Origin of the sequence: Sinorhizobium garamanticum, from assembly GCF_029892065.1 — a bacterium.
Taxonomy (GTDB): domain Bacteria; phylum Pseudomonadota; class Alphaproteobacteria; order Rhizobiales; family Rhizobiaceae; genus Sinorhizobium; species Sinorhizobium garamanticum.
The window spans coordinates 409,926-433,346 of sequence record NZ_CP120374.1; the positions used below are offsets into that span (position 1 = coordinate 409,926).

Sequence of the window (23,421 nt, forward strand, 5' to 3'; positions counted from 1 at the left end):
AAATCACCCCAACGTGATTCCCTGCTTTTGAGGATGAAAGAGGACGGAAAGGTTTTCGCGATAGAGAGAGTAGCGACAAAGTTGAGTTTGCGTGTTGAAGAAAAAAGAAACCCCTAATATATTGTTAACGGCAGGAGGAGAGGGCTAAGAGTCCAATGACCATTGCAATCGAAAATCAAAAGGCGGGGTAGCGCGATGTTCGCACCCCGCGTCTTCGTTAGCATGATCGGCGCATTGATGGCCTTTGCCATCGCAACCTACGTACTGAACGGCTCGCTGGTCTCAACCGCATTACAGACATTGATCTGCGCCGTGCTCATGCAGGTCGGATATTTCGTCGCTGTCGTTTTCCTGGTCTGGAAGGAGGCGCGCGAAAGGCGGAATTTATCTCCCAGCAAGGTGCCGGTCGATTCGGTGTCCAACGACAACTCGGGCAAGGTTTCCATCAGCCGTCTGAACCGCCCGGGCCACTCCAATCCCTAAGGCCCGTTCCGATCCCGCTGCACATATTCGGCGGCATGCATCATCCGCTTTGTGGGTCGTCTCTATGAGCGCGATGCGTTCGCGGCTTCGCTGCCGCATTTTGCCGCATTGCAAAAAACTTTACGCTTGACGCGTTTGCGACATGATCTGCGGACATGTTCTGCAGGTTCGGTGAACTTGCACTACACCGACGCATTTCGATCACCTGCTGGAGGCCCGTATGACCGCAGCCGCGCCGACGAATGTCTGCATTATCATCGCCGCAAAGAACGCCGCCGACACAATCGCCAAGGCGATCGCCTCCGCTCTGGCCGAACCCGAAGCCGCGGAAGTCATCGTCATAGACGACGGTTCGACCGATGACACGCCCCGGACGGCACGCGCCGCCGACGACGGAACCGGTCGGTTGAACGTCGTGCGCTTCGAAGAAAACCGCGGCCCCGCCGCCGCCCGCAATCACGCCATCGCGATCTCGCGATCCCCCGTCCTTGGCATCTTGGATGCGGACGACTTCTTTTTTCCGGGTCGGCTTCGCCAGCTTCTTTCAGAAGATGGCTGGGACTTCATCGCGGACAATATCGCGTTCATCGACGCCAGCGAGGCCGAGACCGCCCACCGCAAGGTCGTCCGCTTCACGCCTAGTCCACGCGTGCTCGATCTAGTCGGTTTCGTCGAAGGCAATATCTCCAGGCGCGGCGTTCGCCGCGGCGAGATCGGCTTCCTTAAGCCGCTGATGCGGCGCTCGTTCCTCGATAACCATCGGCTCCGCTACAAGGAAGACCTGCGCCTCGGTGAAGACTATGACCTCTATGCCAGAGCGCTCGCCAAGGGTGCACGCTACAAGATCATCCACAGCTGCGGCTATGCCGCCGTCGTCCGGGGCAATTCGTTGAGCGGCAGCCATCGCACGGCAGACCTGAGGCGGCTCTACGAAGCGGATCGGGCGATCCTTAACGAAGGCCCATTGAGCGCCGATGCCGCCACCGCCATTCGGCGCCATGAGCGCCACATCCGGGACCGCTATGAACTGCGGCATTTCCTCGATCTCAAGAACCAGGCAGGCTTCATGAGCGCGATAGGTTATGGGCTTACAAATCCCGGTGCGCTTCCGGCGATCGTCGGCGGGATCCTTGCCGACAAGACCGAACGTTTCCGGCCCCGCCAATCCTCTGCGCCGGTCGCGCTCGGAGGCTCGGGTGCCATCCGCTATCTGCTTGACTCGCCTATGATCGAGCCGGGAGAATAGCGGAAGCTCAAACGTTCGCAGGGAATTGGGCTACTCCCATTTATCGCTTGGACAGAGCGACCGCTATTGCGGAAACTCCATGAATTGGCGCGTGCTCGCCAGTCACGGGAGTGCGGCTTCCGTCGAGTAACATCCGAAAAGATTGGGCGCGGCCGCTCTTGCAATCGCTCTTTGGAACTCCCACATCCGCCTCGACAAATTGCCCGTTCAGATGTCGGCGAGATGGCCAAACCTGCGGGCAGGCTTCGCGCTCGGTACGCTGACCACGGATGTACTGGCAGATAGAGCAGCGAAGAGGAAAAGGTCGGGGTGTCCCGGCCTTTTTGTTGCCCGAACGCCTCGGCCCACCGCCTGCCTCCACATCTCTGCCTCGCCGCTGCAGGCTCAATCAGCGGTAATGCGCTTTACGCGGCCATTAACCCCAAGTTTTGCAGGATGCCAACCGCGGGCTGCCTGCGTTAGGCTGATAGAGGACTGAGGCTGGATGGGAACTGCGCATGATCGGCATAGGGATGGCCGCAACGGCTTTCGGCAACAGGCGTCCTTCCTTCCAGCTCCGAATGAAATCGAGTTGCAACGTCGCCTCGTCTCCAGTAACGAAGGGGAAAATTAAACTTTTCCTGGTTCTGCTGATGACGGCGAACAGTGCGCAAGCGGACGAGCCGATCATTGGTGACGCGGCGGTAATCGATGGCGATACCATTGAAATCGCTGGCGAGCGGATCCAGTTCAGCGACGTCGACGCACCGGAAAGCTGGCAGGTCTGCTCGGATGAGAAAGGCCTGGACTACCGATGCGGCGACGAGGCGGCTTCCGCTTTGAACGCGTTTCTGGCGGCTTCCCGTCCTACGCGCTGCGAACCCGTCAGGCGCGATCGTTATGGCCGCTTTGTCGGCACCTGCTTTCGCGCCGACGGCAAAGACGTGAACCGCTGGCTGGTGGAGACCGGTAATGCAGTCGACCGGGAAGAGCACAGCAAGGGCGTCTATGCTGACGCGCAGGCGACCGCCCGTTCGGCCGGCGCCGGCATTTGGCGCAGTCAGTTCGGCCAGTCATGTCCGGCACCGCCCGGGCGCGTGAACCGAAAGCCGACGTGTTTGAAGGCAGCAAGCGAAAATCGATGATCATTGAAATCTGGATCTTATGCAGCATCGTGACCGCGGTCGTGGCCGCGCTCAGGGGCGGACACAGTCTTCGCTGGTTGCTGATTGGTTGTGTACTTGGCCCGATAGGCATCATCGTTGCGCTTTTGATGCCCTCGCTGAAATCAGAAGAAAAGGCAGTGGCCGAGAAGCGCAAGGACGACGCGGAAGAGATCGCCAGACCTCTCGTGGAGAACGAGACGCGAACCGTTTCCGCGAAGCACGACGACGACTGACGCGACAGACACCGCGCAGGCGGATTTGGCGGCGGCCTCGGGGTTGGTGCAATGATTGAGATCCAGCCGTGTCCCAGCGCGCGGAATCAGCAAGGCTCCTGTCAAGCGGGCTTATAGCGCCGCGCGTCTTTCGAGACGCGCAAAGGTCGCTGGAGCGCTTTGAAGCACTGCATGATTTTGTCCTCAAATCGATTTCCGATTTGAGGAATCATGCAATAGGCGTGACGCCAAATATTCGAGCATGTTCAACGGCTTTGCCGCCTGCCGATTCGGTCTTCGAGCGAACGCCGAAAAGCTGCCCAAACCTTGCCGCAATTCACCGCGTCGCCGCTCCAACGCCCGATTGGCTGTCAAAAAAAACAATCGATTAAAAAAATCATATTTCTGCAACTCAACCTTTGCTTGTCCCAGAATTTTGCGGGGCACAATTTCTGCAACATGCGACGAAACCGAGGTTTTTCGAAGAACGACGGCATGAAGCGGTGACCGCCGGTTTTCCACGGGTTCGCCGCTTAGGTGCAGTGCAGCATGATTCGTTGCATTTTTCTGTTGCACCGCCATATTTTTTCTTTGCCGATGCCCTAGTTTATGTCCCACGAGCTCAAGACTGCTCTGTTGAAACGGCTGCCGCCGAGGCGCTGCCAGATAGGGAGTGACTGACATCGTGGGTATGGACGCGAATGTTTCGTCGCGGATCGATCTGATGCGCATCGTGCTGCTTTCCAGCATCATGTTGGTGCACATCCCGTTTGATCCGCAGACGAGCCTGTTCCTGGGTGCATACGGCTTTCTGGACTGGGTTCGCGTCTATCTCGGCGAAAGCCTGTTCCGGGAGGGCGTACCGTGCCTCGGTGCGATCGCGGGCTATCTCCTCTTCAGGCGGGGCATAGACAGCTTCGACTATTGGAACACGTTGAAGGCGAAAACGATGCTGCGGCCGTTCCTCATCTGGAGCGGGGCGTTGTTTCTCGCGGTCTATGTTGCGCAGCTCAACGGCATCGGCTTCGGTCACTTGTCGGATGTTGTGCACGCAACGCCGCGCGACTACCCCCTTCTCTACTTCACGATGCCGATCCTGGTGATCGCAATCCTGGTCGCTTCCCACAATCAAATGGTGCGACTGGCACCCGACCTGCTCGGCGCCCTCACGGGCAGCCGAGGAGGTACAGGGCGAATGGCGCTTCCGCCACAAGCTGGCGGACATGCGAGCTATTCGCCGCAACAAAGGTAATGACAATGATATCCGACTGTTATGCGCGCCTGCGCTACCTCACACTTGTCACGCTCCCGCTCGCCGGCCTCGCTGGAACGGCGGCCGCCCAGCCGGGCGCCAATGGCGCGTCCTTCATGGACGATTTCGACGGTTTGAATACCGGCTTCTGGTTTGTCTCGGACGGATGGAACAATGGCGCCCACCAGAACTGCACCTGGTCCAAGAAGCAGGTGAAGATAAACAACGGCATTCTGGAACTTACCTTCGAGCATCGAAAGGAGGGCGAACGCAATTTCGCCTGCGGTGAAATTCAGACCCGCAAGCGCTTTGGCTACGGCACCTATGAGGCGCGGATCAAGACAGCGGACGGGTCCGGGCTGAACTCAGCCTTCTTCACGTATATCGGTCCAGCCGACAAGAAGCCGCACGACGAGATCGATTTCGAAGTGCTCGGCAAGAATCCGGCGAAGGTCCAGGTCAATCAATATGTCTCGGCCAAGGGCGGCAACGAATATCTCGCGGATGTTCCCGGCGGGGCCAACCAGGGCTTCAACGACTACGCCTTTGTCTGGGAGAAGGAACGGATCCGCTATTACGTCAACGGTGAGTTGGTCCATGAGGTCACGGATCCGGCGAAGATCCCGTCAAACGCGCAGAAGATCTTCTTCAGCCTTTGGGGAACGGATACCCTCAGCGACTGGATGGGCACATTTTCCTACAAGGAGCCGACGACGCTTCAGGTCGATCGCGTCGCCTTCACGGCTCCTGGCGACGAGTGCCAGTTCGCCGAGTCAGTCGCCTGCCGCATGGATTGAGCGGATTCTGAGCATTTGACCAACGATTGAGCATATGCAGCAATTTGTTGCGGCGCACAAAAAACTGAACTAAGCTCGGCTCGGGCTGAGCACGGAAACGGATGTTTTCATGCTGCAGATACTTTATTTGGCACAGGACCTAACCGATCCTGCGGTACGCCGTCGGATTCTGACGCTTGTCGCGGGCGGCGCGAATGTGACGCTTGCCGGGTTTCGCCGGGACGCCAATTCGCTCGCGGCCATGCCTGGCATCGAGCCGATCGAACTGGGGGTTACGGCCGACGGTCGCTTCGCGCAGCGCATCGGCGCGGTTGCCGCTGCCTGCCTCTCACTGAAGAGCAAGCTCGCGAATGTCGGCAAACCCGACCTGATCATCGCGCGCAATCTCGAGATGCTCGCCATTGCCAAGCGGGCAGTCACGCTTTTCGGCGGCCAGGTTCCGATTGTCTACGAGTGCCTCGACATACACCGCTTGCTCCTACGCAAGGACGTCGTCGGGCGTGCGCTGCGTGCCACCGAGGCTCGTCTCGGACGTGACGCGCGCTGGCTGATCACCAGCTCGCCAGCCTTCATCGAACACTATTTCCGCCCGCTCTCGGGGCTCGATGCGCCGGCGCTGCTTCTCGAAAACAAGGTCCTCGAAATCGATGGCCCTGCGGATCGGGTCGCCGATTCCGCGCAATGCCCGGTGCCCGGTCCTCCATGGAAGATCGGCTGGTTCGGGGCCTTGCGCTGCGCCAAGTCCCTCGCGCTGCTCGCCGAGTTCTCCCGAAAGATGGAAGGCCGCTTCGAAATCGTTTTGCGGGGCAGGCCTGCCTACTCTGAATTCGCGGATTTTGACGCATTCGTCCGGAATGAGCCCTTCATGAGCTTCGACGGCGCCTATCGCAATCCGGAAGATCTCGCCGACATTTATGGGGGTGTCCACTTCACATGGGCGATCGATTTCTTCGAGGAGGGCCAGAATTCCGCATGGCTGCTGCCGAACCGCCTCTATGAGGGATGCCGTTACGGACGGGTGCCGATCGCCATGAAGGGCACGGAGACCGCACGTTTCCTGTCGGTGCGTGGCATCGGACTGGTGCTGGAAGAGGCCAACGCAGAGAGCCTCTCCACGCTAATCGGATCGATGACGCCAGATCGATACATCGAGGCGGCTAACGGCGTCGCCCAATGCAACCCCGGGACTTGGGTCTTCGACCGCACGGACTGCGAGGCGCTGGTGCGGCGCCTCGCGGCACTCGCTGTCGAAACGACACAAGCAATGCCGACTCCGGCCATACCGGAGCCCCGCCACAACGAGGGTGGATTGCTATGAACACGAACCGCTTGACCTCCAGCCTGATCGTCATTCCTTGCCTCAATGAGGCCGAGCACATCGAGGGGCTGGTCGCAAGACTGCGCCCGTCGCTGGAGCCGCTGAACGCGAAGATTGCGATCGTCGACGGCGGCAGCACCGACGGCACGCGCAAGATCGCCAGCCGCCTTGCCGCCGAGGACGAACGTGTCCTTTTCCTCGACAACCCGAAGCGCATACAGAGCGCCGCGATCAACCGCGCCGTTTCGGAACTTGGATCCTCCTTCGACTACCTGATCCGCGTCGACGCGCACGGGAGCTACCCGGACGACTATTGCCAGCGTCTCGTCGAAGAGGCCGTGGCGACCGACGCCGACTCGGTGGTCGTGGCGATGCAGACGGTTGGCTTCAGCACCTTTCAGAAGGCAACCGCCTTCGCCCAGAACTCGACGCTTGGCAACGGCGGCTCCAAACACCGGGCCGGCGCTGCCGGTCACTGGGCCGAACACGGACACCACGCGCTCATGCGCATCGCAGCTTTCCAGGCGGTCGGAGGCTACGACGAGACCTTCAGCCACAATGAAGATGCCGAACTGGATTACCGCTTGGCGAAAGCCGGGTACCGCATCTGGATGACCGACAAGACGAACATGGTCTACTACCCGCGCGCGAAGGTCGGTCCGCTCTTCCGGCAGTATTTCGGTTATGGCCGCGGCCGCGCAAAGAACATCCTCAAGCATCGCGCCATGCCCGGCTTGCGACAGATGCTGCCGCTGGCGGTCGCGCCCGTGGCGGTCGGGGCACTGCTTGCGGTCGTCAACTGGATCGCCGTCATTCCGTTCGGCGTCTGGGCTGTCGCGTGCCTCGGTTATGGCGCATGGATGGCGCTCGGCCAGCGAAATCCCTATGGGCCGCTGGCCGCGGTCTCGGCAATGGTCATGCACCTCGCCTGGTCCGCCGGCTTCTGGCGCGAGCTTCTCGACTTGCGACGGTTTCGGGTGACCCCATGATGGCCGCAATCAACCAAACCTCACAGAATCCGATGCGGATCGATATCGCCGTCTGCACCTTTCGGCGGCCGGAGGTAGTCCAGACGCTCCGTTCGCTCGCGGCAATCACCGTGCCCGAGAGGGCCGTGATCCGTATCATCGTCGCAGACAATGACGTCGAACCGACCGCAAAGCCTCACGTCGAGGCCCTCCGCGCGGAGATGCCTTTCGACATTACCTATGTCCATTGCCCGGCGTCGAACATCTCGCTCGCGCGCAATGCCTGCCTTGACAGCAGCACAGGCGATTTTCTCGCCTTCATCGACGACGATGAGACCGCTTCGAAAGAGTGGTTGACCGCCCTCCTGGAAGCGGCGCGAGCGACCGGCGCCGAGGCGGTTCTGGGCCCCGTCCGTGCGGGCTACGACTCGTCGGCGCCCGCGTGGATGCGCCGCGGCGATTTTCATTCGACGCGGCCGGTATGGGTCGCTGGTGAAATTCGCACCGGCTATACCTGTAACGTTCTGCTGAACCTCGGAGCTCCGGCGGTGATTGGCCGTCGCTTCAAGCTCGCACTCGGCAAGAGCGGCGGCGAGGACACGGACTTCTTCGCCGCGGTGCATGACGCCGGAGGAACCATCGCTTTCGCCTCGGAAGCCTGGGTCCACGAACCGGTGCCGGAAAACCGCGCCTCGCTCTCTTGGCTTTCGAAGCGTCGCTTTCGCTCCGGCCAGACGCACGGCCGCCTGCTGATGGAGAAGTCGAACCGTTCACGGCAGCCGTGGAACCTCGCCCTGGCCTCGGCCAAATCGGCCTATTGCTCGCTGGCGACCCTGCTTTTCCTGCCCTCGCCCGTGCACCGCTATCGTTTTGCGCTGCGCGCGATCATGCATGCCGGCGTCGTGAGCGGCCTCCTGGGACACAAGGAACTTGAACAATACGGAGCAACGGAGGTGACGTCGCAATGAGCGGGCTCGTTCCGGACGTCACCTTTGTCGTGGCCGCCTACAATGCCGCGGGCACCATCGTGCGCGCCGTCGAGAGCGCACTTCGTCAGGAAGGCGTTTCCGTCGAAGTGGTTGTCGTCGACGACCGTTCATCGGACGGGACGTTGGAGATCGTTTCGACAATCGCCGACCCGAGGGTGCGCCTGATTGCTCTCGAGCAAAATCGCGGCCCGGGTGGGGCCCGCAATGCCGGATTGGCGGCAGCACGCGGCAAGTGGATCGCGGTTCTCGATTCGGACGACACCGTGAGGCCGGATCGGCTGGCGCGTATGATTGAGCGCGCCGAGAAGACCGGAGCGCAGGTGGTCGTCGACAATCTCGACGTCGTCTCGCTCGACGGGCGGAGCGTCAGAATGTTCGCGGAGGCCGAACTCGCTAAGCGGCCGCTTTTGACGCTCCCCGCGTTCATCGAGTCGAACGTGATCTTCCGCGCGCAGCACAACTTCGGCTACATGAAGCCCGTCTTCGAACGGCACTTCCTACAGGAGCACGACCTTCGTTTCGACGAGGCGCTCCGGATCGGCGAGGACTATATCCTGCTTGCCTCGGCGCTTGCCTCTGGCGGCCGTTGCGCCATCGAGCCCTCGGCCGGCTATATCTATCATATCCGCGAGGGATCCATCTCACGCGTGCTCAAGCTCGACCATATCGACGCCATGATGTCCGCCGATGAAGCGTTCCTGCGTCGCTACCCCCTTGATATCCTGTCGGAGAGAATGCAGCGCAAGCGTACCCGCGGCTTCCACCAGGCGCGCTCGTTTCTCCTCCTGGTCGAGCAGTTGAAAAACAGATCGTTGGCTGGCGCATTGAAGGCCGCGCTCGCCGACCCGCTTGCGCTTCGGCATCTGCATATGCCGATCGCCGTACGACTGCGCCGCCTTGCGGCGCGCTCGGCAAACACCGCCCCCATGACGGCGGCGGCCGAACCACCCCCGCTGGGCGACAGCCCTCATAAGCAAAGGACGATAGAATGGACCGCATCAGGACCGTCAGGAAAGCAGTGATCCCCGTTGCCGGAAACGGAACCCGGTTCCTTCCCGCAACGAAGGCCATGCCGAAGGAAATGTTGACGATCGTCGATCGGCCCGTGGTTCAATACGCCGTGGACGAGGCCCGTCAGGCCGGCATCGAACACATCGTTTTCGTCACCAGCCGCAACAAGCAGGCGATCGAGGACCACTTCGACGATGCGCCGGAACTCATCTCGTCACTGTCGCGCTCGGGCAAGAATGCGCAGATTTCCGAGCTCGAAAGCATGCTGCCGACGGCCGGCTCCGTGAGCTTCACACGACAGCAGGCTCCGCTCGGCCTTGGCCATGCGGTGTGGTGCGCGCGCGATCTCATTGGCGACGAGCCTTTCGCGCTGCTGCTTCCCGACATGGTTTCGTTCGGCGCACGCGGCTGCATGGCCGGCCTGATGGATCTCTACCAGGAGGTCGGAGGCAATGTCGTCGGCGTCGAGCAATGCGCGCCCGAAGACGCCTCCAAATACGGCATCGTCGGCAAGGGCGGAACAGTGCGGCACGGCTTTGCGGTAACCGAGATGGTGGAAAAGCCCGCCGCAGGCGAGGCTCCGTCGAACTACTATCTCAACGGACGCTACATCCTTCAGCCGGAGATCTTTTCCATCCTCGCGCACCAGCAACGCGGCGCAGGCAACGAAATCCAACTGACCGACGGGATGCTGAAGCTTTCGGCAAATCAGCCCTTCCACGCCCATCCCTACGAAGGCAGAACCTTCGACTGCGGTTCGAAGCAAGGCTTCATCGAAGCGAATGTCGCCTTCGCGCTTAGCCGGGCGGATATCGGCGACATGGTTTTCGAATCCATTCGCGAGATCGTCTTGTCTCACGAAAGCCGCATCCGCGCGGCATAGGCAAATGTTTCCCGGCGGCTCCTGGAGCCGCCGGCTCACGGACCGGAGAAAAAAATGAACAGAGCGGCCCCCATGAAACAAAGAAGTGTCCCCCTGAGCATCGTGCCCCGCGAAGAAGAATCCGACGGCTTCATCGATCTTGATCGGCTTCTGGCGATTGCCGCCCGCAGGGCCAAGCTGGTTGCGGCCTTTGTTGTCCTCTTCATCATGCTGGGCGTCGCCTACCTGCTGTTTGCGACGCCGACATACACGTCCATGACGCAAATTCTGCTCGACGAAAATCTGTCGAAATTTGCCGAGGAAGAGCCGACGCCAGCAAACAGCCAGATGCTGGACACGCAGATCGCGAGTGCCGTGGAGATTCTGAAGTCCGGCGAGCTTGCCTTGCGGGTCGTCGACAAACTCAATCTTTCCGAGAATGCCACGATCATGAATCCACCGCGCTCGCCGGTTGCGTACGTCAAGGATTGGGTGAGGACAGCGACCGGCCTCTTTTCGTCCGGTCCCACGGTTTCGGAGGAGGTAGTACGCAAAAATCGGCGACTGGCGGCGGCAGCGTTGATCCAACAGGCCCTGACGGTCGAGCGCGTATCGCGAAGCTCCGTCGTGGCCCTCTCCTATAAGTCGAACGACCCCCTCCTTGCCGCAACCGTCGTGCGTGGCTATGCGCAGGCCTATCTCACCGATCAGTTGAACGCCAATTTCGAAGCGACCGAACGTGCTTCCGTCTGGCTGCAGGAACGCCTCACGGACTTGCGGCAGCGCTCTTTGGCGGCGGCACTCGAGGTTGAGCAGTTCAGAAGCGATAACGGTCTGACCGCCGCACGCGGCGAGCTGATGTCCGAACAGCAATTGTCGGACCTCAACAGCCAGCTCATCGTCGCCCAGGCCGACACGGCCAGCGCCTCGGCGCGCTACAATCAGTTCAAGTCGATTATCGACCAGGGGCCGGAGACCGCCGTCAACAACGCGACCATTTCTCCCAAAGAGGGAGACAACATGGTTATCCGCGATCTCAGGGCGCGCTATCTCGCTGTTGTGAAACGCGAGCAGGAGGTCTCTCAGAGCTTTGGCGAGGACCACCCGCAGGCCGTATCACTGAGGACGGAGCAGGCCGACATGGGACGGCAGATCTACCAGGAACTGCAGCAACTGACGGCAAGCTACAAGAATGAATACGAGGTCGCCCGTTCCCGCGAGCAGTCGTTGCGTGAAAGCATCGAAGGGGTCGTGGGGAAAAACTCGAACGCCAGCAAGTCATTGGTTCAGTTGAGGGAGCTGGAGCAGAAGGCGGCGGCGCTGAAGACGCTTTACGAGTCCTATCTCGGCCGCTACGAGCAGGCGGCGCAGCAACGCTCCTTCCCGATCGCCAAGGCTCGGGTCATCTCCGAAGCGGGCGTTCCCACCGCCCCGTCGAGCCCCAAGAAGACCCTGACGCTGGCGCTTTCCGCCGTGCTCGGCTTGATGGCCGGCGGCGCCTTCGCCGCCTTCCAGGAGTTCCGCGAGAGAACCTTCCGGCTTGAGGACGATGTGCGCACCATCCTCGGTCACAAGTCGCTCGGTTATGTGCCGTTGATCGGTACGCGGACGAAGAAGAGTGCGGAACTCGTGCGCACACGCTTTGCGTCCGACAGGCAACCAGAAGTAATCGGCGAAGAGACGGTGGCCTTTCAGCGCCTGGCGCGCATGGTCCTTGAAGCGCCACAATCCTCCTTTGCCGAGACCTTCCGGAATGCCAAGCTTGCCTGCGATCACATGCTGCACGGCAACGATAGCCGCGTGATCGGGATCGTGTCCGCGGTTCCGGACGAGGGCAAATCCGTCATCGCCGCAAACTTCGCGGCGCAGTTGGCCGCGAGCGGAAAGCGGACGCTCTTGATCGATGGCGATATCCGCAAGCCCGGCCTCACCCAGATGATCACGCCCGCCCCTCGCACGGGGCTCGTCGAGACGCTGATGGGTGAAGCCACCTGGCCCGCCGGCATCAAGGTCGACCAGCGCACCAAACTTGCGATCTTCCCTGTCGGCGGCGGGGCGTCCAACCATCAACCCCATCAGAGCCACGAACTGCTCGCCTCGGCTGCCATGGCAAACTTGATCGAGAATGCACGCAGCTCGTTCGACTACGTGGTCGTCGACCTCGCTCCGCTGGCGCCTGTCGTGGATGCGAAGGCCTTCGCTTCGCTTGCAGATGGTTTCATCTTCGTTGTCGAATGGGGAAAAACGCCGTCCCGACTGGTGCGCGACGTTCTGCATTCCGAGCCGCAGATCAATTCCAAGGTGCTCGGGGTTATCCTCAACAAGACCGACATGGATGAGCTTTCGAAGTACAGCGACTTCGGCGGTGTCGAGAAATATCGACATCGTTACGGCAAATACTATGTCGAGCATTCGATCAGCGGGGACCGCCCCGCAGCTTGAGCCGATGGGTGTCCGCATCTGCCATAGGTGGATGCGGATGCGGCCCCGCTCGATCTTTTCATTGTTCCATTGGATCAACAAAATGATCTACCGATTTGAAATTCCGCCGTTTTTGGCGAAACGCCCTACGACGGCTTTCGATCGACTCTGAAGATCCAGGCCAGCGCCATCAGTGCGACCACGCCCGCCAGAATGGCGAGTGCCAGGACATAGAACAGGAAAAATTCGAGCAGGCTCGGAACAAGCCGCAGCGCACGACCCAACACCGTCGGCGACCGACGCCAATCCGGCAGTTCGTCTCGGTTGAAAGCTTCCAAACGACGTGCAAGGAACTGCATATATCGCTGCCTTCGTGGAACCAGTCCATTAACCATGGACCAAAACATGTTGCGTCGCAACAGTGGCGACACCGGGGCGGCAGCTCGCATTCGACCTTGGGATACGGTGGTCCCATCACCACCAGCGGTGGAAGTGATGCACAGGCCCCCGTCCTGCGCCCACCGACAAGGTATTCGCTGCGGAAAGCGCAGCATGCAGGTAGGCCTTCGCCTCGCGCACCGCCTCCACCAAAGGCCGTCCGAGCGCGAGACCGGCAGCGATGGCCGCCGAAAGCGTGCAGCCTGTGCCGTGATCGTTGATCGTCTCGATCCGGGCAGCCGGGAGGCGGACAATCGCGTTGCCGTCAAAGAAGAGATCCGTTGCCTCGCTGCCTCGCCGATGACCGCCCTTGACCAGCACGGAACGGGCACCGGTCTTGAGAATGGCTTCGGCCTGCCGCGCCATCTCCGTTTCGTCCTCGGCGACGGAACGGCCGGTCAGCAATGCGGCCTCCGGCAGGTTCGGAGTGGCAACCAGTGCCAGCGGCAGGAGTTCATCTACCAGCGCCGCCACAGCATCCGGCCGCAGCAACCGGTCGCCGGAAGTCGCCACCATGACCGGATCGACAACGACCTGCTTACCGAAGCGGCGCAGTCCGTCGGCGATGGCGGCGATCGTCTCCCGGCGCGAGACCATGCCAATCTTGACGGCGGCGACGTTGAGATCGGAAAGGACCGCGTCGATCTGTGCCGTGACGATTTCCGGTGAAAGGTCGGCAACGGCGGCGACGCCCTTCGTATTTTGCGCCGTCACCGCGGTGATGACGCTGGCGCCATAGACACCGAGGGCGGAGAAAGTCTTGAGGTCAGCCTGAATGCCGGCCCCACCGCCGGAATCGGAGCCTGCGATGGTCAGCGCGATTGGCGTCATCGGATTTTCACCGTGACGACAGATAGAAACGAAAAAAGGCGCATCATGGTCGGTCTCCAGATTGGAACATCACGGAGATCCAGGAAATCGCGGAGAAGTGGCTAGAGCGCCTTCAAAGGCCCTGTTCCCGTTCCTACGCCGGCATAACCCGGATCAGGTTCAAGGGTCCGGCTCACCGCCATCTCAGCACCGCTCAGTGCTCCCCTCGGAATGTTGGCATTGTATCGGACAGCGGTGCCTATCTGTCAACGTGGTCGCCAGTCGGCTCGCCTGTGGTGTCTGCGAAGGCCTCATGAACCTCGTTGCGCGCGATCTCTGCGAGCGTGCCATCGCTAAATCGATACCGATCAAGGTGTCATGCAGTAGGACAATTGATACCGTTTCATCATGCCCTGTCAGACACGAAGGCTAGTGATGCCCTGCGCCCGATTGCGCGCAGGCGGTCAACGCCGAGACCGTCACGCGCACTTGCCGAGATGCCCGCCAGCACCGCCATCACATAGTCGGCGATCTCGTCCGCCCGGTCAGTCTCTCGCCGGGCGATGGCGTCGCGCACCACCTGCCGGCTGCGACGCCAGAGCGTCTTTGCCTTGTCGCAAGCGACGGCATCCGTACCGCCGCGCGCACCTTCGATAACCAGACAGCCAGTTGCTTCAGGATGTGCCGTATAGGACACCGCTGCTGCTTCGAACAGCGCCGCCAGCGCGTCGTCCAATGACTTTTCCGGCGCGAGCAAATGATCGAAGTCCAGGCCTTCCGTCTTCGCGTAGCGCTCCAGCGCACGCCCGTAGAGATCGGCCTTGCTGCCGAATGCGGCATAGAAGCTCGGCGGATTGATCCCGAGAGCTCCCGTCAGGTCCGTGAGGCTGACCGCATCATACCCCCGTTGATGGAACAGCGCCTGCGCCTTGCCCACGGCTTCGTCGACGTCAAAGGCTCGAGGTCGGCCGCGCGGTTTCACATTTTTTGTATCGCTCACTACAAAATTCCTTGCACTCGCCTTCCATTCCTTTTATGTAGCGCCTACTACATTTTCCTCAAGGAGACAAACATGGCGAATTTCAGTGGAAAGAAGATTTTGGTCATCGGCGGCAGCCGCGGCATCGGTGCGGCCATCGTCCGGCGTTTCGCCAATGAAGGGGCGACCGTTGCCTTCACCTATGCAGGGGCAACCGAGGCGGCAAAAGCACTGGCGTCGGAAACGGCCTCGACTGCGATCCAATCCGATGCCGCGGACCGGGACGCCGTCGTCAGGGTTGTGAGGAACCAAGGCGCGCTCGATGTACTCGTGGTGAACGCGGGAACCCTGGTGCTCGGCGATCCCCTGGACGTGGATGCGGATGCCGTCGACCGGATGATCGACGTGAATGTACGCGCACCCTATCACGCGGCGGTCGAAGCCGCGCGGCAGATGCCCGAGGGCGGCCGCATCATCATCGTCGGCTCGGTAAACGGTGACCGAATGCCCTTCGCCGGCGGTGCCGCTTACGCACTGACCAAGTCGGCCGTGCAGGGCATGGCCCGCGGTCTTGCCCGCGATTTCGGCGCCAGGGGCATAACCGTCAATGTCATCCAGCCCGGTCCGACATCGACGGACATGAACCCGGAAGACGGCCCGATGAGCGAATTCATGCACAGCTTCATGGCAATCAAGCGCCATGGCCGCCCGGAGGAAGTCGCCGGTCTTGCAGCCTATCTCGCAGGCCCCGAAGCCGGTTTCACGACCGGAGCGCTTCATACCATCGACGGCGGCTTTGGCGCGTAGGACGCCGCCGCGATCCGACCCCGTGCGGCGGTTGCGGCCGGCACGGGGTTGTGGCCCGTCGGCAATATCTCCGAACACGCGCAAAACGGACTCGCAACACGGCCACGCCGTTGCGAAAGCTGCACATTTTGGTGAAAGCGGCCTTCCACGACAGATCGTGATTGGACTTCGGCACGCGCAAGAGTCACCTTTATAGCCGGGCTGAATTCGGAACTGGGGCGGAGCAACTATCGTCTGAATGGAGGCCAAAATGAAGCACCATGCACTCGAGCAACTGCAGATCGTCGCAGAGGTCAAACAGGACTTCCCGCGCCGGCTTACAACGCGCGCAGAGCGTCTGGAACGCTGGGCGGAACTCCTGGAACAAATCCCGCACAGACATCTCTCGACGCTGCACGAGACCGAGTACCAGCCGGCCAGAGTGCGTGCGACCATGCGCGGCGACGACTCGCCGATCTCGGTCGCATTCAAGGATCCTGTCCTGCGCGCTGCCGGAATGGAAAATGACACTTATGGCGAAGCAAAGCGGTTCTTTGAACTGAGCGACGAGCAATTACACAGGGTTATCTGCTATTGCCACTTCGGTGCAACGGTGAGCGCTGCGACGGCAGCCCGTCACATCCGCGCAGCGATATCCGGGAAGCAGACAGGCCTGTTTGCGCGTTTGCGCGCCATATTTGTCGGTTGAGGCCAGCCGGCCACGCTTTGCGGGTTCCTGGTTGAAGCGGTTGGCCGCTTGGCCAGACCGCAAAGCAGATGCTTATGGCTGGCACGCTTGCATCAACCCGGCCGTTTCGGCCGGGGTGAGAGCGTTTGGTCTCCTGAGCTGGGGCCCGCGTGTGGCCCCGCCTCTTCCTGCGCGCGGGATTTCGTCAGCGGATCCTCGCAAGCGCCGCAGTCGCTACAGTGGGCCGTCCCGTCAGCATGGCAAGAGCGATTGCTCTGAGGGCCGTTCTACGTCTCATCAATCTCCTGCCCCCTCCACGTCACGACCTGTTTGCGCTACCGCCTCCAGTCGGGTGGCAAACTCGCGCCTCAGCGTCCGGCGCAACTCCGCCGCGCGATGTCGGCGCTGGTCGGTTGCCGTCTCGGGACGCCACTGCGGCACTTCCACGGGGCGGCCGGCGCTATCCACGGCAACCATGGTGAAGTAGCAGGAGTTCGTATGCCGCCGGGTACCGGCACGGATATCTTCCGCCTCCACGCGAATACCGACTTCCATCGAGGTCCGGCCGGCATAGTTGATCGAGGCCCGGAAGGTCACCAGTTCGCCCACCTGGATGGGTTCCTTAAACATCACCTGATCGACGGACAACGTCACCGCATATTGCTTGGAGAAGCGAGAGGCACAGGAAAAGGCAACGCGATCAAGCAGATTCAGCAGCGCGCCGCCGTGCACCTTGCCACTGAAGTTGGCCATGTCCGGCGTCATCAGAACCGTCATTTCAAGGCGTCGCGCATCCTGTTCCATCGATGTCATGGACCCCATCCTTTCGTTTTCACCACTATGGCCGAAGCATCATACTGCGCATAGGCAGCAGGCTCGCAGATAGCAACATCAGTCTCTGTCCCCAAGTCCATCGCGGCACTCTGACTTGTTCCCCGACAGTGAAAGTGCTTCGCCGAACACGAGCATTCCCACTTTCGCTTGTCATTGTAGGGTCGTGGCTAGGGTCGTGGCGAAAAGGGAGAGAACGATGGCGAATTACAAAGAGACGATCAGCCTTGCCCACGAAGGCGCAATCAATGCCCTGGCGGCCGCAGTGCGTCACGCGGAAAGCATCGGCGTTCCGCAGTGCGTCTTCATCGTCGACGCGAGCGGCGAGACGATCGCCAGCATCCGCATGGATGGCGCGAAATATCTCAGCATGCATACCGCCCGCGCCAAGGCCCGCACCGCAGCGTCGATCAACGGGCCGACGGGCGCAATGCAGGTCGAATTCGGGGTTGCCGCAGGAATAGCATCGCAGGGCGGCGTGACGCACCTTCCAGGCGGCCTGCCCATTCGCTTCGGCGAAAGACTCGCCGGCGCCATCGGCGTCGGTTCCGGCACGGGCGAGCAGGATTTCGAAGTGGCCCGCGCGGCGTTGAGGGCAATTGGCGCTGACCCGATCTGAGCAGTCGAGAAGGCGCGCAAGCGCGAGCTTAACCCTTAACGGCACCCGCGGTCAAAGACGCCGAGATCTGCCGATACATCAATAGGCCCAGCAAAGCGGGGGGCAGTGCTCCGAGCGCCATAACGGCGGAGGCGGTGCCCCATTGCACGCCTCCCCCGCTCGCGGCGAAGAAGAACGACGCTCCGACCGTCATCGGAACCGCCCGGCTGGTCGTCAGCATCAGGCCGAAGAGGAATTCGTTCCAGGCCGTGATGAACCCGAAGATGAAGGTCGTGACCAAGGCCGGCCGCACCACCGGACGGATGATCATCAGCATGACCTGCCAGGAACTGGCTCCATCCATCTTTGCCGCCTCGTCCAGTTCGGACGGCACGTCGGAAATCGCGTTGACGAGGATGACGAGCGCCAGCGGCGTGTTGACGATTGTCAGGATCAGGCCGAGGCCGAGCTGTGTATCGAGCAGGCCCAACCACTGGTACATCATGTAGAGTGGGATCGCGAAGATGATGAGCGGCACGGCGCGCAGGTTGATGATGAGCGGCAGCAGCGTGCGCTTTCCCGCCTCGCTCCGAGCGATGGCGTAGGCGGCCGGAAAAGCGAGCGCGATCGCCAGCCCCGTACCGATCAGCGAGGCAACGGTGCTGTTAAAGAGGTAGCCGTAGATGTTGAATCGGTCGGTCTCGCCCAGCACTCGCGTATAGTTTTCAAGCGTCGGTTCGCCGATCCAGAATCCGGGATTGAACGACAGTTCGCGCGCGCTCTTGAAGGACGTAATCACCGTGACGATGACGGGAAAGTTCATCGCAAGTACGGCGACCACGAAGACAAGCCAGCGCAGCAGATTGAGCATCGGTCAGCGCCTCCCGCGGCCGGTTATCCAGTTGAGACCGTAAAGCACCACGAGCGACGCCAGGAAAAGCACGACGGATGCCGCGACAGCTTTGCCGATCGCCCCGCCCTTGAAGAAGGCCTGGTAGATGTAGATCGAAAGCGAGGTCGTCGATCCGCCCGCACCGCTGCCCGTGAGCGCATAGACATTGTCAAAGACACGGAAGCCGTCGATGAAACGGATGAAGAAGGCAATCACCAGCGTCGGCAGCATCAGGGGCAGTTCGATCCACCAGAGAGCCTTCAGAGCCGACGCGCCATCGAGCGAGGCCGCTTCGCGAACCTCGAGTGGTATCGAGACATAGGCCATGTAAAAGAGCAGGAAGGCGAATGGCGTCCACTGCAGGATTTCGACGACGAGCAGCGTGCGGAAGGCGTTGTCGACGTCGAGGAAGGCCGGGCTGTCACCGAACCATTCGAACAGATAATAGGGCACCGGGCCAGCGAACTCGTGCAAAACAAGCCGATACATGAGGCCGATCATCGCCGGGGCGACCATCAGCGGCAGCATCAACGGTGCCATCAGGTACGAGCGCTTCGCCAGAAGCGGCGTGAGGAAAACGGCCAGGAAGAGTCCGATCAGGCATTCGGCAAGTGCCGTCAACACACCGAAGCGCATGGAAAAGGAGACGGCACCCCAAAACTCGCGGTCGGCGAGCACCGCCGCGTAGTTGCCGAAGCCGCTGAGGCTCGGACTGCGCAACGTCTCGAAGGAAACAGTCGAGATCGAATAAATGAGATTGACCGCCGCAGGAAAGCCCAGAAAAAACAGCAGAAAGCCCACGAGCGGCGTGAGGTAGGCTCTGCCTTCGGCGCGGTTTACAATAGCCATTTCCATCCGCCAGATGCGCCGGACGCCAGGTCTTGCCCGGCGTCCGGCTCAAAATTACTTCTTCAGCAGATCCTGCATGCCGGTTTTGGTGCGCGCCAGCGCATCTTCGAGACTTTGTTGGCCAGCCCAGTAACCGGTGAACTCCTTTGCCTGGAGCTCGTAGACCGAAAGCGCATTTGCCGAGGTGGCGCCATTCATCACGTAGCCGTATTGGCTGGCGAATTCCCCGAGCTTGACGAGGTCCGGTCGCTCCTTTGAAACCTTGGCGGCGACGTTGGGGGCAAGCGCCGGCGAACCGCCGCTGCGGGCGTAAAGCAGCGCAGCATCTTCGGTGGCCAGCCATTTCAGGAACTTGACGGCGCCTTCCTTATTCTTGGCATTCTTGTTGAGGCCGAGACCGAGCCCATGGATATGATCGGCGCGGCCATTCGGGCCGGCCGGAGGCGCGACGATCCCGGTGACAGCGGCGACCGCAGGGGTTTTCTCGGCATTGGTCAAATCAGCGGCTGCGGCATTCCATTGCAGCGCCGTCGCCGCCTGGCCGGAACCATACGCAGCGTTTGTCTCCGCATATTCGTAACTCAGCGAATCCTTCGGCGAGGCGCCGGCGTCATAGAGTTTCTTGTAGAGTTCCAGTCCGGTCTTGTAGGCGTCGGAATCGACCGTGACGTTGCCGTCCTTGTCGGTCCAATCCGCGCCATAGGAACGCGGCAGCGACTGGAAGACCATCACGTTGAAAAGCAGGTTCTTCATCTGCAGCACCGTGCCGTAGCGCACCGGGCTCTCGGAATTCACCTGCTTGCTGAAATAAAGTGTCGTCGCCGCCCAATCGTCCCAGGTCCAGCTGTCCGGATCCTTCGGCTGCAGATCCTTGCCGAGGTGTTCCTTGGCGATCTCCGCATATTTCTTCTTGCCGGCATCGTCCTGCATCAGTGCGTCGACAAGGTCCTTGCGATAATACATGAAATGCAGCGACAGGTCGGTCGGCACGCCAAACTGCTTGCCGTCGAACTGCATCGTCTTCAGCACGGACTCGCCGAACACCTTGCCGGCATCGGCACCGAGATCGACTGGTTCCATATAGGGCGCGTAACGGCCGATCGAATAGGTCGCGACGAGATTAACATCGAAGGCGTCGGAGCCAGCTGCCATGTCCGCCTGCAATTTGTCGAAGAAACCGTCGCGGTTGAAGAAAAGCAGTTCGACCTTGTCGGCGTCGGCAATGCCGGACTGGGCGTTATAGGCTTCGACGGTCGCGCGGAGAGCGGTCTCCTCCGAACCGCCGGGCCAGCCAAGAACCGTGACCGTTGCATGGGATATGCCCGGCAGGGCAACGCTTGCGAGAAGAACGGCCACAGCCGAAAAAGACGTCCTGTTCAGTTTCATCGTTGTTCCCTTTCTTATCTTTGACGTTCGAATGCATGCGAAACAGCGTCGCTACCCGCCCTCTCCCGCGAGATCGGCGACGCCGATGATGCCCGCGCGGCTGCCGAGCTTAGCCGCGACGAGACGAGGGGCGAGACGTGGCGCAACGTCCTTCAGATGATCGCGCATCTCATCGATGTAGCCGGCGGCAAGTCCGATGCCGCCGCCGATGACGATCTGGTCCGGATCAAGCATCAACTGGATATCGCGACAGAGGGTTGCCGCGCGCAGCGCCGATTGCGAAACGATCGCTCGCGCCCATGGCGCGCCCTGCCTCGCCCTTTCGAATACCTCGGCGGCCTCCACTTCATGCCCGGCCTTCAGCGCCTCGGCGGCAATCCAACGACCGGACGTCTCGTCCTCCAACGGCCCCCGCCTCTCAGACGGGCCGCGAATGAGACCGAAATGACCTGCCAGACCCGAAAGCGGCCGTCCATTGATGACGATGCCACCGCCAATCCCGGTCGAGATGGTCAGAAAGACGAGGCTTCCACCGGACCCGGCACCGAACTTATGCTCCCCCCAGGCCGCGGCCTGCGCATCGTTCATGGCGAAAACCGGCTTGTCGAAGAGGCGTGTTGCCCTGTCGACCAGAGGATAACCATCGGGAATGCCGAGTGTCGCCGGATTGAGCGCCGACCAATGCCCGCCCTGAACGAGCCCGGTCACCGCAAAGCCGATGCGGGCATAACGGCCGCGCCATCGGGCCGTACTCTCGGCGATGGCTTCGAGCCAAGCGTCGGCCCCCGCCTCGCGTGCGGTCGGAATGAGAGTCTCGTCGGCAATCGCGGTGCCTTTGACCAGTGCCGCCATCGTCTTCGTGCCGCCTATGTCGACCGCGAGCACGGTTTCCGCCGACCTTCCCTCCTGTTTGGTGTAGGCTCTCGCCACGGCTTCGTGAAACCACGAGGTTACGTGCTCCGTCCGGGTAATGGCCGACCCCACGACGACGGCATAGGCGCCGGCCCTGACAGCGGTGACCGCCTGTTCCGGCGAGCGAATGCGTCCCTCAGCAATGACATAAGGCGTGAGCCTCCGGATGGCTGCAATAAGGTCTATGTCCGGATCGACGGGTTCGGGCCCGCCCACATATCCGGAGAGCGTCGTGCCGACGAAGTCGACACCGGCAGCAAGCGCACGCTGGGCATCCTCCAGCGAGGAGCAATCGGCCATCGTCAACTTGCCCTTCGCCTTCACGGCCCGGACCAGTTCCTCGATCCTGGCCGGGCGAACCCGGCCAGTTGCATCGAAGGCAACGATGTCCGCGCCGGCGTTCGCGAGGGCCTCGGCGTCGGAGACATAGGGCGTGATGCGCACCGGGCTGTCGGCAAGGTCGCGCTTGACGATACCGATGATCGGAGCTGCGACCGCGGAACGCACCGCCCGGACATAGGCGCCGGATTCAATCCGCAGCGCGCAGGCGCCCGCATCGAGCGCTGCCTTGGCGAACGCGGTCACGAATTCGGCATTGTCCATCGGGCCCGCCGGCACCGGCTGGCAAGAGACGATCAGGCCGTTCCTTATGTTTTCGCGCTGCAATCGTGACACTCCCCTTCGGCATCACGATAGATCGAAAATACCAGATTACAACCAGTTTATGACTGGTATTATCTCTGCAGTTCGAACACGAAGTCGTAGACATCGCCCTTGTAGCGCGTCTCGCAATATTCGACGATCTGACCATCCGCGAGGAAGCAGCGTCGCTCGGTCATCAGCAGCGGCGCGCCGACATCACAATTGAGGTGCCGCGCGTCCTCCTCGCTGGCTGCTCTCGACCGCATTCTCTGGATCGCGCGTTGAGGCAGAAATCCACGCGCCTCCAATGTCTCGTAGAGGGAATTGCCGACGAGAGCCGGCGACGGCAGGAAGCGAACCGGTACTGCCGAAATCTCGACTGCGATCGGCACGGAATCGGCGGTTCGAACCCGCTTCATGCGAACGACATTGGCGTTGCCGGCAATCCCCAGTGCCATCATCTCAGCCGGCGAAGGCCGGCTTATCTGCTTGGAAAGCCAGATGCATCCGGGCATCAGGCCGCGTGCGCGTATGTCCTCGGAGAAACTCGTCAGCGTCGACAGAGATTTTTCGACGCGCGATCCGACTTCCGTGCGGAAGCCATGCCGGCGATTGAGCAATCCCTCCTCTTCGAGCAGTGCAAGCGCCTTTCGCACGGTCACGCGGGAGAGCGAAAACGCATCGGCGATGACGCGCTCTCCCGGCAGGGCCGCACCGGCCCTCAAAACGTTGGAACGGATGGCGGTCTCGATCGCCGCCTTCAATCGCTTGTAGAGCGGTGAACCGGGAGCCGCATCAGCGAGTTCCTTGCCTATTAGTTCGATGAAAAGATCGGTTTCCATTGCCGCTCCATGCAAATTCTGCCGCCTGTGGATTTCGTCCACAAACGCCAGCTGGAGCTATACT

25 protein-coding genes and 1 riboswitch are annotated in these 23,421 nt (G+C 61.3%); of the genes, 15 read left to right on the forward strand and 10 right to left on the reverse strand.

Going from position 1 to position 23,421, the window contains the following annotated elements:
- Window positions 1-195: 195 nt before the first annotated feature.
- The 4 genes from exoX to PZN02_RS21840 all read left to right on the forward strand — a co-directional run bounded on the left by exoX (window position 196) and on the right by PZN02_RS21840 (window position 3,107).
- Entirely contained in the window at window positions 196-483 is a 288-nt protein-coding gene (gene exoX, locus PZN02_RS21825; RefSeq protein WP_280662764.1) for an exopolysaccharide production repressor ExoX, read from the forward strand.
- Window positions 484-703: 220 nt separating this feature from the next.
- Complete coding sequence (locus PZN02_RS21830) at window positions 704-1,729, forward strand: glycosyltransferase family 2 protein (protein ID WP_280662765.1); 1,026 nt, start codon at window positions 704-706, stop codon at window positions 1,727-1,729.
- 632 nt (window positions 1,730-2,361) lie between these two features.
- The gene (locus PZN02_RS21835) at window positions 2,362-2,853 is read left to right on the forward strand and encodes a thermonuclease family protein (protein ID WP_280663328.1); all 492 of its coding nucleotides are present in this window, start codon (window positions 2,362-2,364) and stop codon (window positions 2,851-2,853) included.
- A complete protein-coding gene (locus PZN02_RS21840) occupies window positions 2,850-3,107 on the forward strand; it encodes a hypothetical protein (RefSeq protein WP_280662766.1) in 258 nt (85 codons plus the stop codon). The genes PZN02_RS21835 and PZN02_RS21840 overlap by 4 nt, the downstream gene beginning before the upstream one ends.
- A 183-nt stretch (window positions 3,108-3,290) precedes the next feature.
- Here the strand turns inward: PZN02_RS21840 and PZN02_RS21845 are convergent, their stop codons facing one another.
- Window positions 3,291-3,839 (reverse strand): hypothetical protein, encoded by a 549-nt coding sequence (locus PZN02_RS21845; RefSeq protein WP_280662767.1) that lies wholly within the window; start codon window positions 3,837-3,839, stop codon window positions 3,291-3,293.
- On the opposite strand from PZN02_RS21845, the gene PZN02_RS21850 reads away from it, so the two are divergent.
- The 8 genes from PZN02_RS21850 to PZN02_RS21885 all read left to right on the forward strand — a co-directional run bounded on the left by PZN02_RS21850 (window position 3,811) and on the right by PZN02_RS21885 (window position 12,725).
- The gene (locus tag PZN02_RS21850) at window positions 3,811-4,338 is read left to right on the forward strand and encodes a hypothetical protein (protein WP_280662768.1); all 528 of its coding nucleotides are present in this window, start codon (window positions 3,811-3,813) and stop codon (window positions 4,336-4,338) included. The genes PZN02_RS21845 and PZN02_RS21850 overlap by 29 nt on opposite strands.
- 5 nt (window positions 4,339-4,343) lie before the next feature.
- Window positions 4,344-5,135 (forward strand): endo-1,3-1,4-beta-glycanase ExoK, encoded by a 792-nt coding sequence (gene exoK / locus PZN02_RS21855; protein WP_280662769.1) that lies wholly within the window; start codon window positions 4,344-4,346, stop codon window positions 5,133-5,135.
- A gap of 109 nt (window positions 5,136-5,244) precedes the next feature.
- Window positions 5,245-6,453, forward strand: a complete 1,209-nt coding sequence (locus tag PZN02_RS21860; protein WP_280662770.1) for a glycosyltransferase family protein — start codon at window positions 5,245-5,247, stop codon at window positions 6,451-6,453.
- Window positions 6,450-7,442: a glycosyltransferase family 2 protein gene (locus tag PZN02_RS21865; RefSeq protein ID WP_280662771.1), complete on the forward strand. Its 993-nt coding sequence runs from the start codon at window positions 6,450-6,452 to the stop codon at window positions 7,440-7,442. Before PZN02_RS21860 ends, PZN02_RS21865 begins: the two co-directional genes overlap by 4 nt.
- A complete protein-coding gene (locus PZN02_RS21870; RefSeq protein WP_280662772.1) occupies window positions 7,439-8,389 on the forward strand; it encodes a glycosyltransferase family 2 protein in 951 nt (316 codons plus the stop codon). The genes PZN02_RS21865 and PZN02_RS21870 overlap by 4 nt, the downstream gene beginning before the upstream one ends.
- Window positions 8,386-9,432 carry a glycosyltransferase family 2 protein gene (locus tag PZN02_RS21875; RefSeq protein WP_280662773.1) on the forward strand — a complete coding sequence of 349 codons (1,047 nt, stop codon included), beginning with the start codon at window positions 8,386-8,388 and terminating at the stop codon, window positions 9,430-9,432. The genes PZN02_RS21870 and PZN02_RS21875 overlap by 4 nt, the downstream gene beginning before the upstream one ends.
- Window positions 9,399-10,304: a UTP--glucose-1-phosphate uridylyltransferase gene (locus PZN02_RS21880; protein ID WP_280662774.1), complete on the forward strand. Its 906-nt coding sequence runs from the start codon at window positions 9,399-9,401 to the stop codon at window positions 10,302-10,304. The genes PZN02_RS21875 and PZN02_RS21880 overlap by 34 nt, the downstream gene beginning before the upstream one ends.
- A gap of 54 nt (window positions 10,305-10,358) precedes the next feature.
- Window positions 10,359-12,725 (forward strand): polysaccharide biosynthesis tyrosine autokinase, encoded by a 2,367-nt coding sequence (locus tag PZN02_RS21885; protein WP_280662775.1) that lies wholly within the window; start codon window positions 10,359-10,361, stop codon window positions 12,723-12,725.
- Window positions 12,726-12,850: 125 nt separating this feature from the next.
- Here PZN02_RS21885 and PZN02_RS21890 read toward each other — a convergent pair whose 3' ends face one another.
- From PZN02_RS21890 to PZN02_RS21900, 3 genes are all read right to left on the reverse strand, one after another.
- Window positions 12,851-13,063 (reverse strand): hypothetical protein, encoded by a 213-nt coding sequence (locus PZN02_RS21890; RefSeq protein ID WP_136507612.1) that lies wholly within the window; start codon window positions 13,061-13,063, stop codon window positions 12,851-12,853.
- A 115-nt stretch (window positions 13,064-13,178) separates the two neighbouring features.
- Window positions 13,179-13,973 (reverse strand): bifunctional hydroxymethylpyrimidine kinase/phosphomethylpyrimidine kinase, encoded by a 795-nt coding sequence (gene thiD, locus PZN02_RS21895; RefSeq protein ID WP_280662776.1) that lies wholly within the window; start codon window positions 13,971-13,973, stop codon window positions 13,179-13,181.
- Window positions 13,974-14,086: 113 nt separating this feature from the next.
- A riboswitch (TPP riboswitch) is annotated at window positions 14,087-14,189 on the reverse strand.
- Window positions 14,190-14,358: 169 nt separating this feature from the next.
- Window positions 14,359-14,952 carry a TetR/AcrR family transcriptional regulator gene (locus tag PZN02_RS21900; RefSeq protein WP_280662777.1) on the reverse strand — a complete coding sequence of 198 codons (594 nt, stop codon included), beginning with the start codon at window positions 14,950-14,952 and terminating at the stop codon, window positions 14,359-14,361.
- A gap of 72 nt (window positions 14,953-15,024) precedes the next feature.
- Here PZN02_RS21900 and bdcA point away from each other — a divergent pair, with 72 nt between their 5' ends.
- Together bdcA and PZN02_RS21910 are read left to right on the forward strand one after the other, a co-directional pair.
- The gene (bdcA, locus tag PZN02_RS21905; protein WP_280662778.1) at window positions 15,025-15,738 is read left to right on the forward strand and encodes an SDR family oxidoreductase; all 714 of its coding nucleotides are present in this window, start codon (window positions 15,025-15,027) and stop codon (window positions 15,736-15,738) included.
- 250 nt (window positions 15,739-15,988) lie between these two features.
- The gene (locus tag PZN02_RS21910; protein WP_225168725.1) at window positions 15,989-16,426 is read left to right on the forward strand and encodes a hypothetical protein; all 438 of its coding nucleotides are present in this window, start codon (window positions 15,989-15,991) and stop codon (window positions 16,424-16,426) included.
- A gap of 276 nt (window positions 16,427-16,702) precedes the next feature.
- Here PZN02_RS21910 and PZN02_RS21915 read toward each other — a convergent pair whose 3' ends face one another.
- Entirely contained in the window at window positions 16,703-17,218 is a 516-nt protein-coding gene (locus PZN02_RS21915) for an acyl-CoA thioesterase (RefSeq protein ID WP_425336338.1), read from the reverse strand.
- Between the two features lie 217 nt (window positions 17,219-17,435).
- Between PZN02_RS21915 and PZN02_RS21920 the strand changes: the two genes are divergently transcribed.
- Window positions 17,436-17,855, forward strand: coding sequence for a GlcG/HbpS family heme-binding protein (locus tag PZN02_RS21920; RefSeq protein WP_280662779.1), 420 nt, complete (start codon window positions 17,436-17,438; stop codon window positions 17,853-17,855).
- Window positions 17,856-17,883: 28 nt separating this feature from the next.
- Here the strand turns inward: PZN02_RS21920 and PZN02_RS21925 are convergent, their stop codons facing one another.
- The 5 genes from PZN02_RS21925 to PZN02_RS21945 all read right to left on the reverse strand — a co-directional run bounded on the left by PZN02_RS21925 (window position 17,884) and on the right by PZN02_RS21945 (window position 23,357).
- Entirely contained in the window at window positions 17,884-18,705 is an 822-nt protein-coding gene (locus PZN02_RS21925) for a carbohydrate ABC transporter permease (RefSeq protein ID WP_280662780.1), read from the reverse strand.
- Between the two features lie 3 nt (window positions 18,706-18,708).
- Window positions 18,709-19,575: a carbohydrate ABC transporter permease gene (locus PZN02_RS21930; protein WP_280662781.1), complete on the reverse strand. Its 867-nt coding sequence runs from the start codon at window positions 19,573-19,575 to the stop codon at window positions 18,709-18,711.
- 54 nt (window positions 19,576-19,629) lie between these two features.
- On the reverse strand, window positions 19,630-20,961 hold the full coding sequence (locus PZN02_RS21935; protein ID WP_280662782.1) for an extracellular solute-binding protein: 1,332 nt from the start codon (window positions 20,959-20,961) through the stop codon (window positions 19,630-19,632).
- Between the two features lie 51 nt (window positions 20,962-21,012).
- Window positions 21,013-22,476, reverse strand: coding sequence for a putative N-acetylmannosamine-6-phosphate 2-epimerase (locus tag PZN02_RS21940; RefSeq protein ID WP_425336356.1), 1,464 nt, complete (start codon window positions 22,474-22,476; stop codon window positions 21,013-21,015).
- A 131-nt stretch (window positions 22,477-22,607) separates the two neighbouring features.
- Complete coding sequence (locus PZN02_RS21945; RefSeq protein ID WP_280662784.1) at window positions 22,608-23,357, reverse strand: GntR family transcriptional regulator; 750 nt, start codon at window positions 23,355-23,357, stop codon at window positions 22,608-22,610.
- Window positions 23,358-23,421 lie beyond the last annotated feature (64 nt).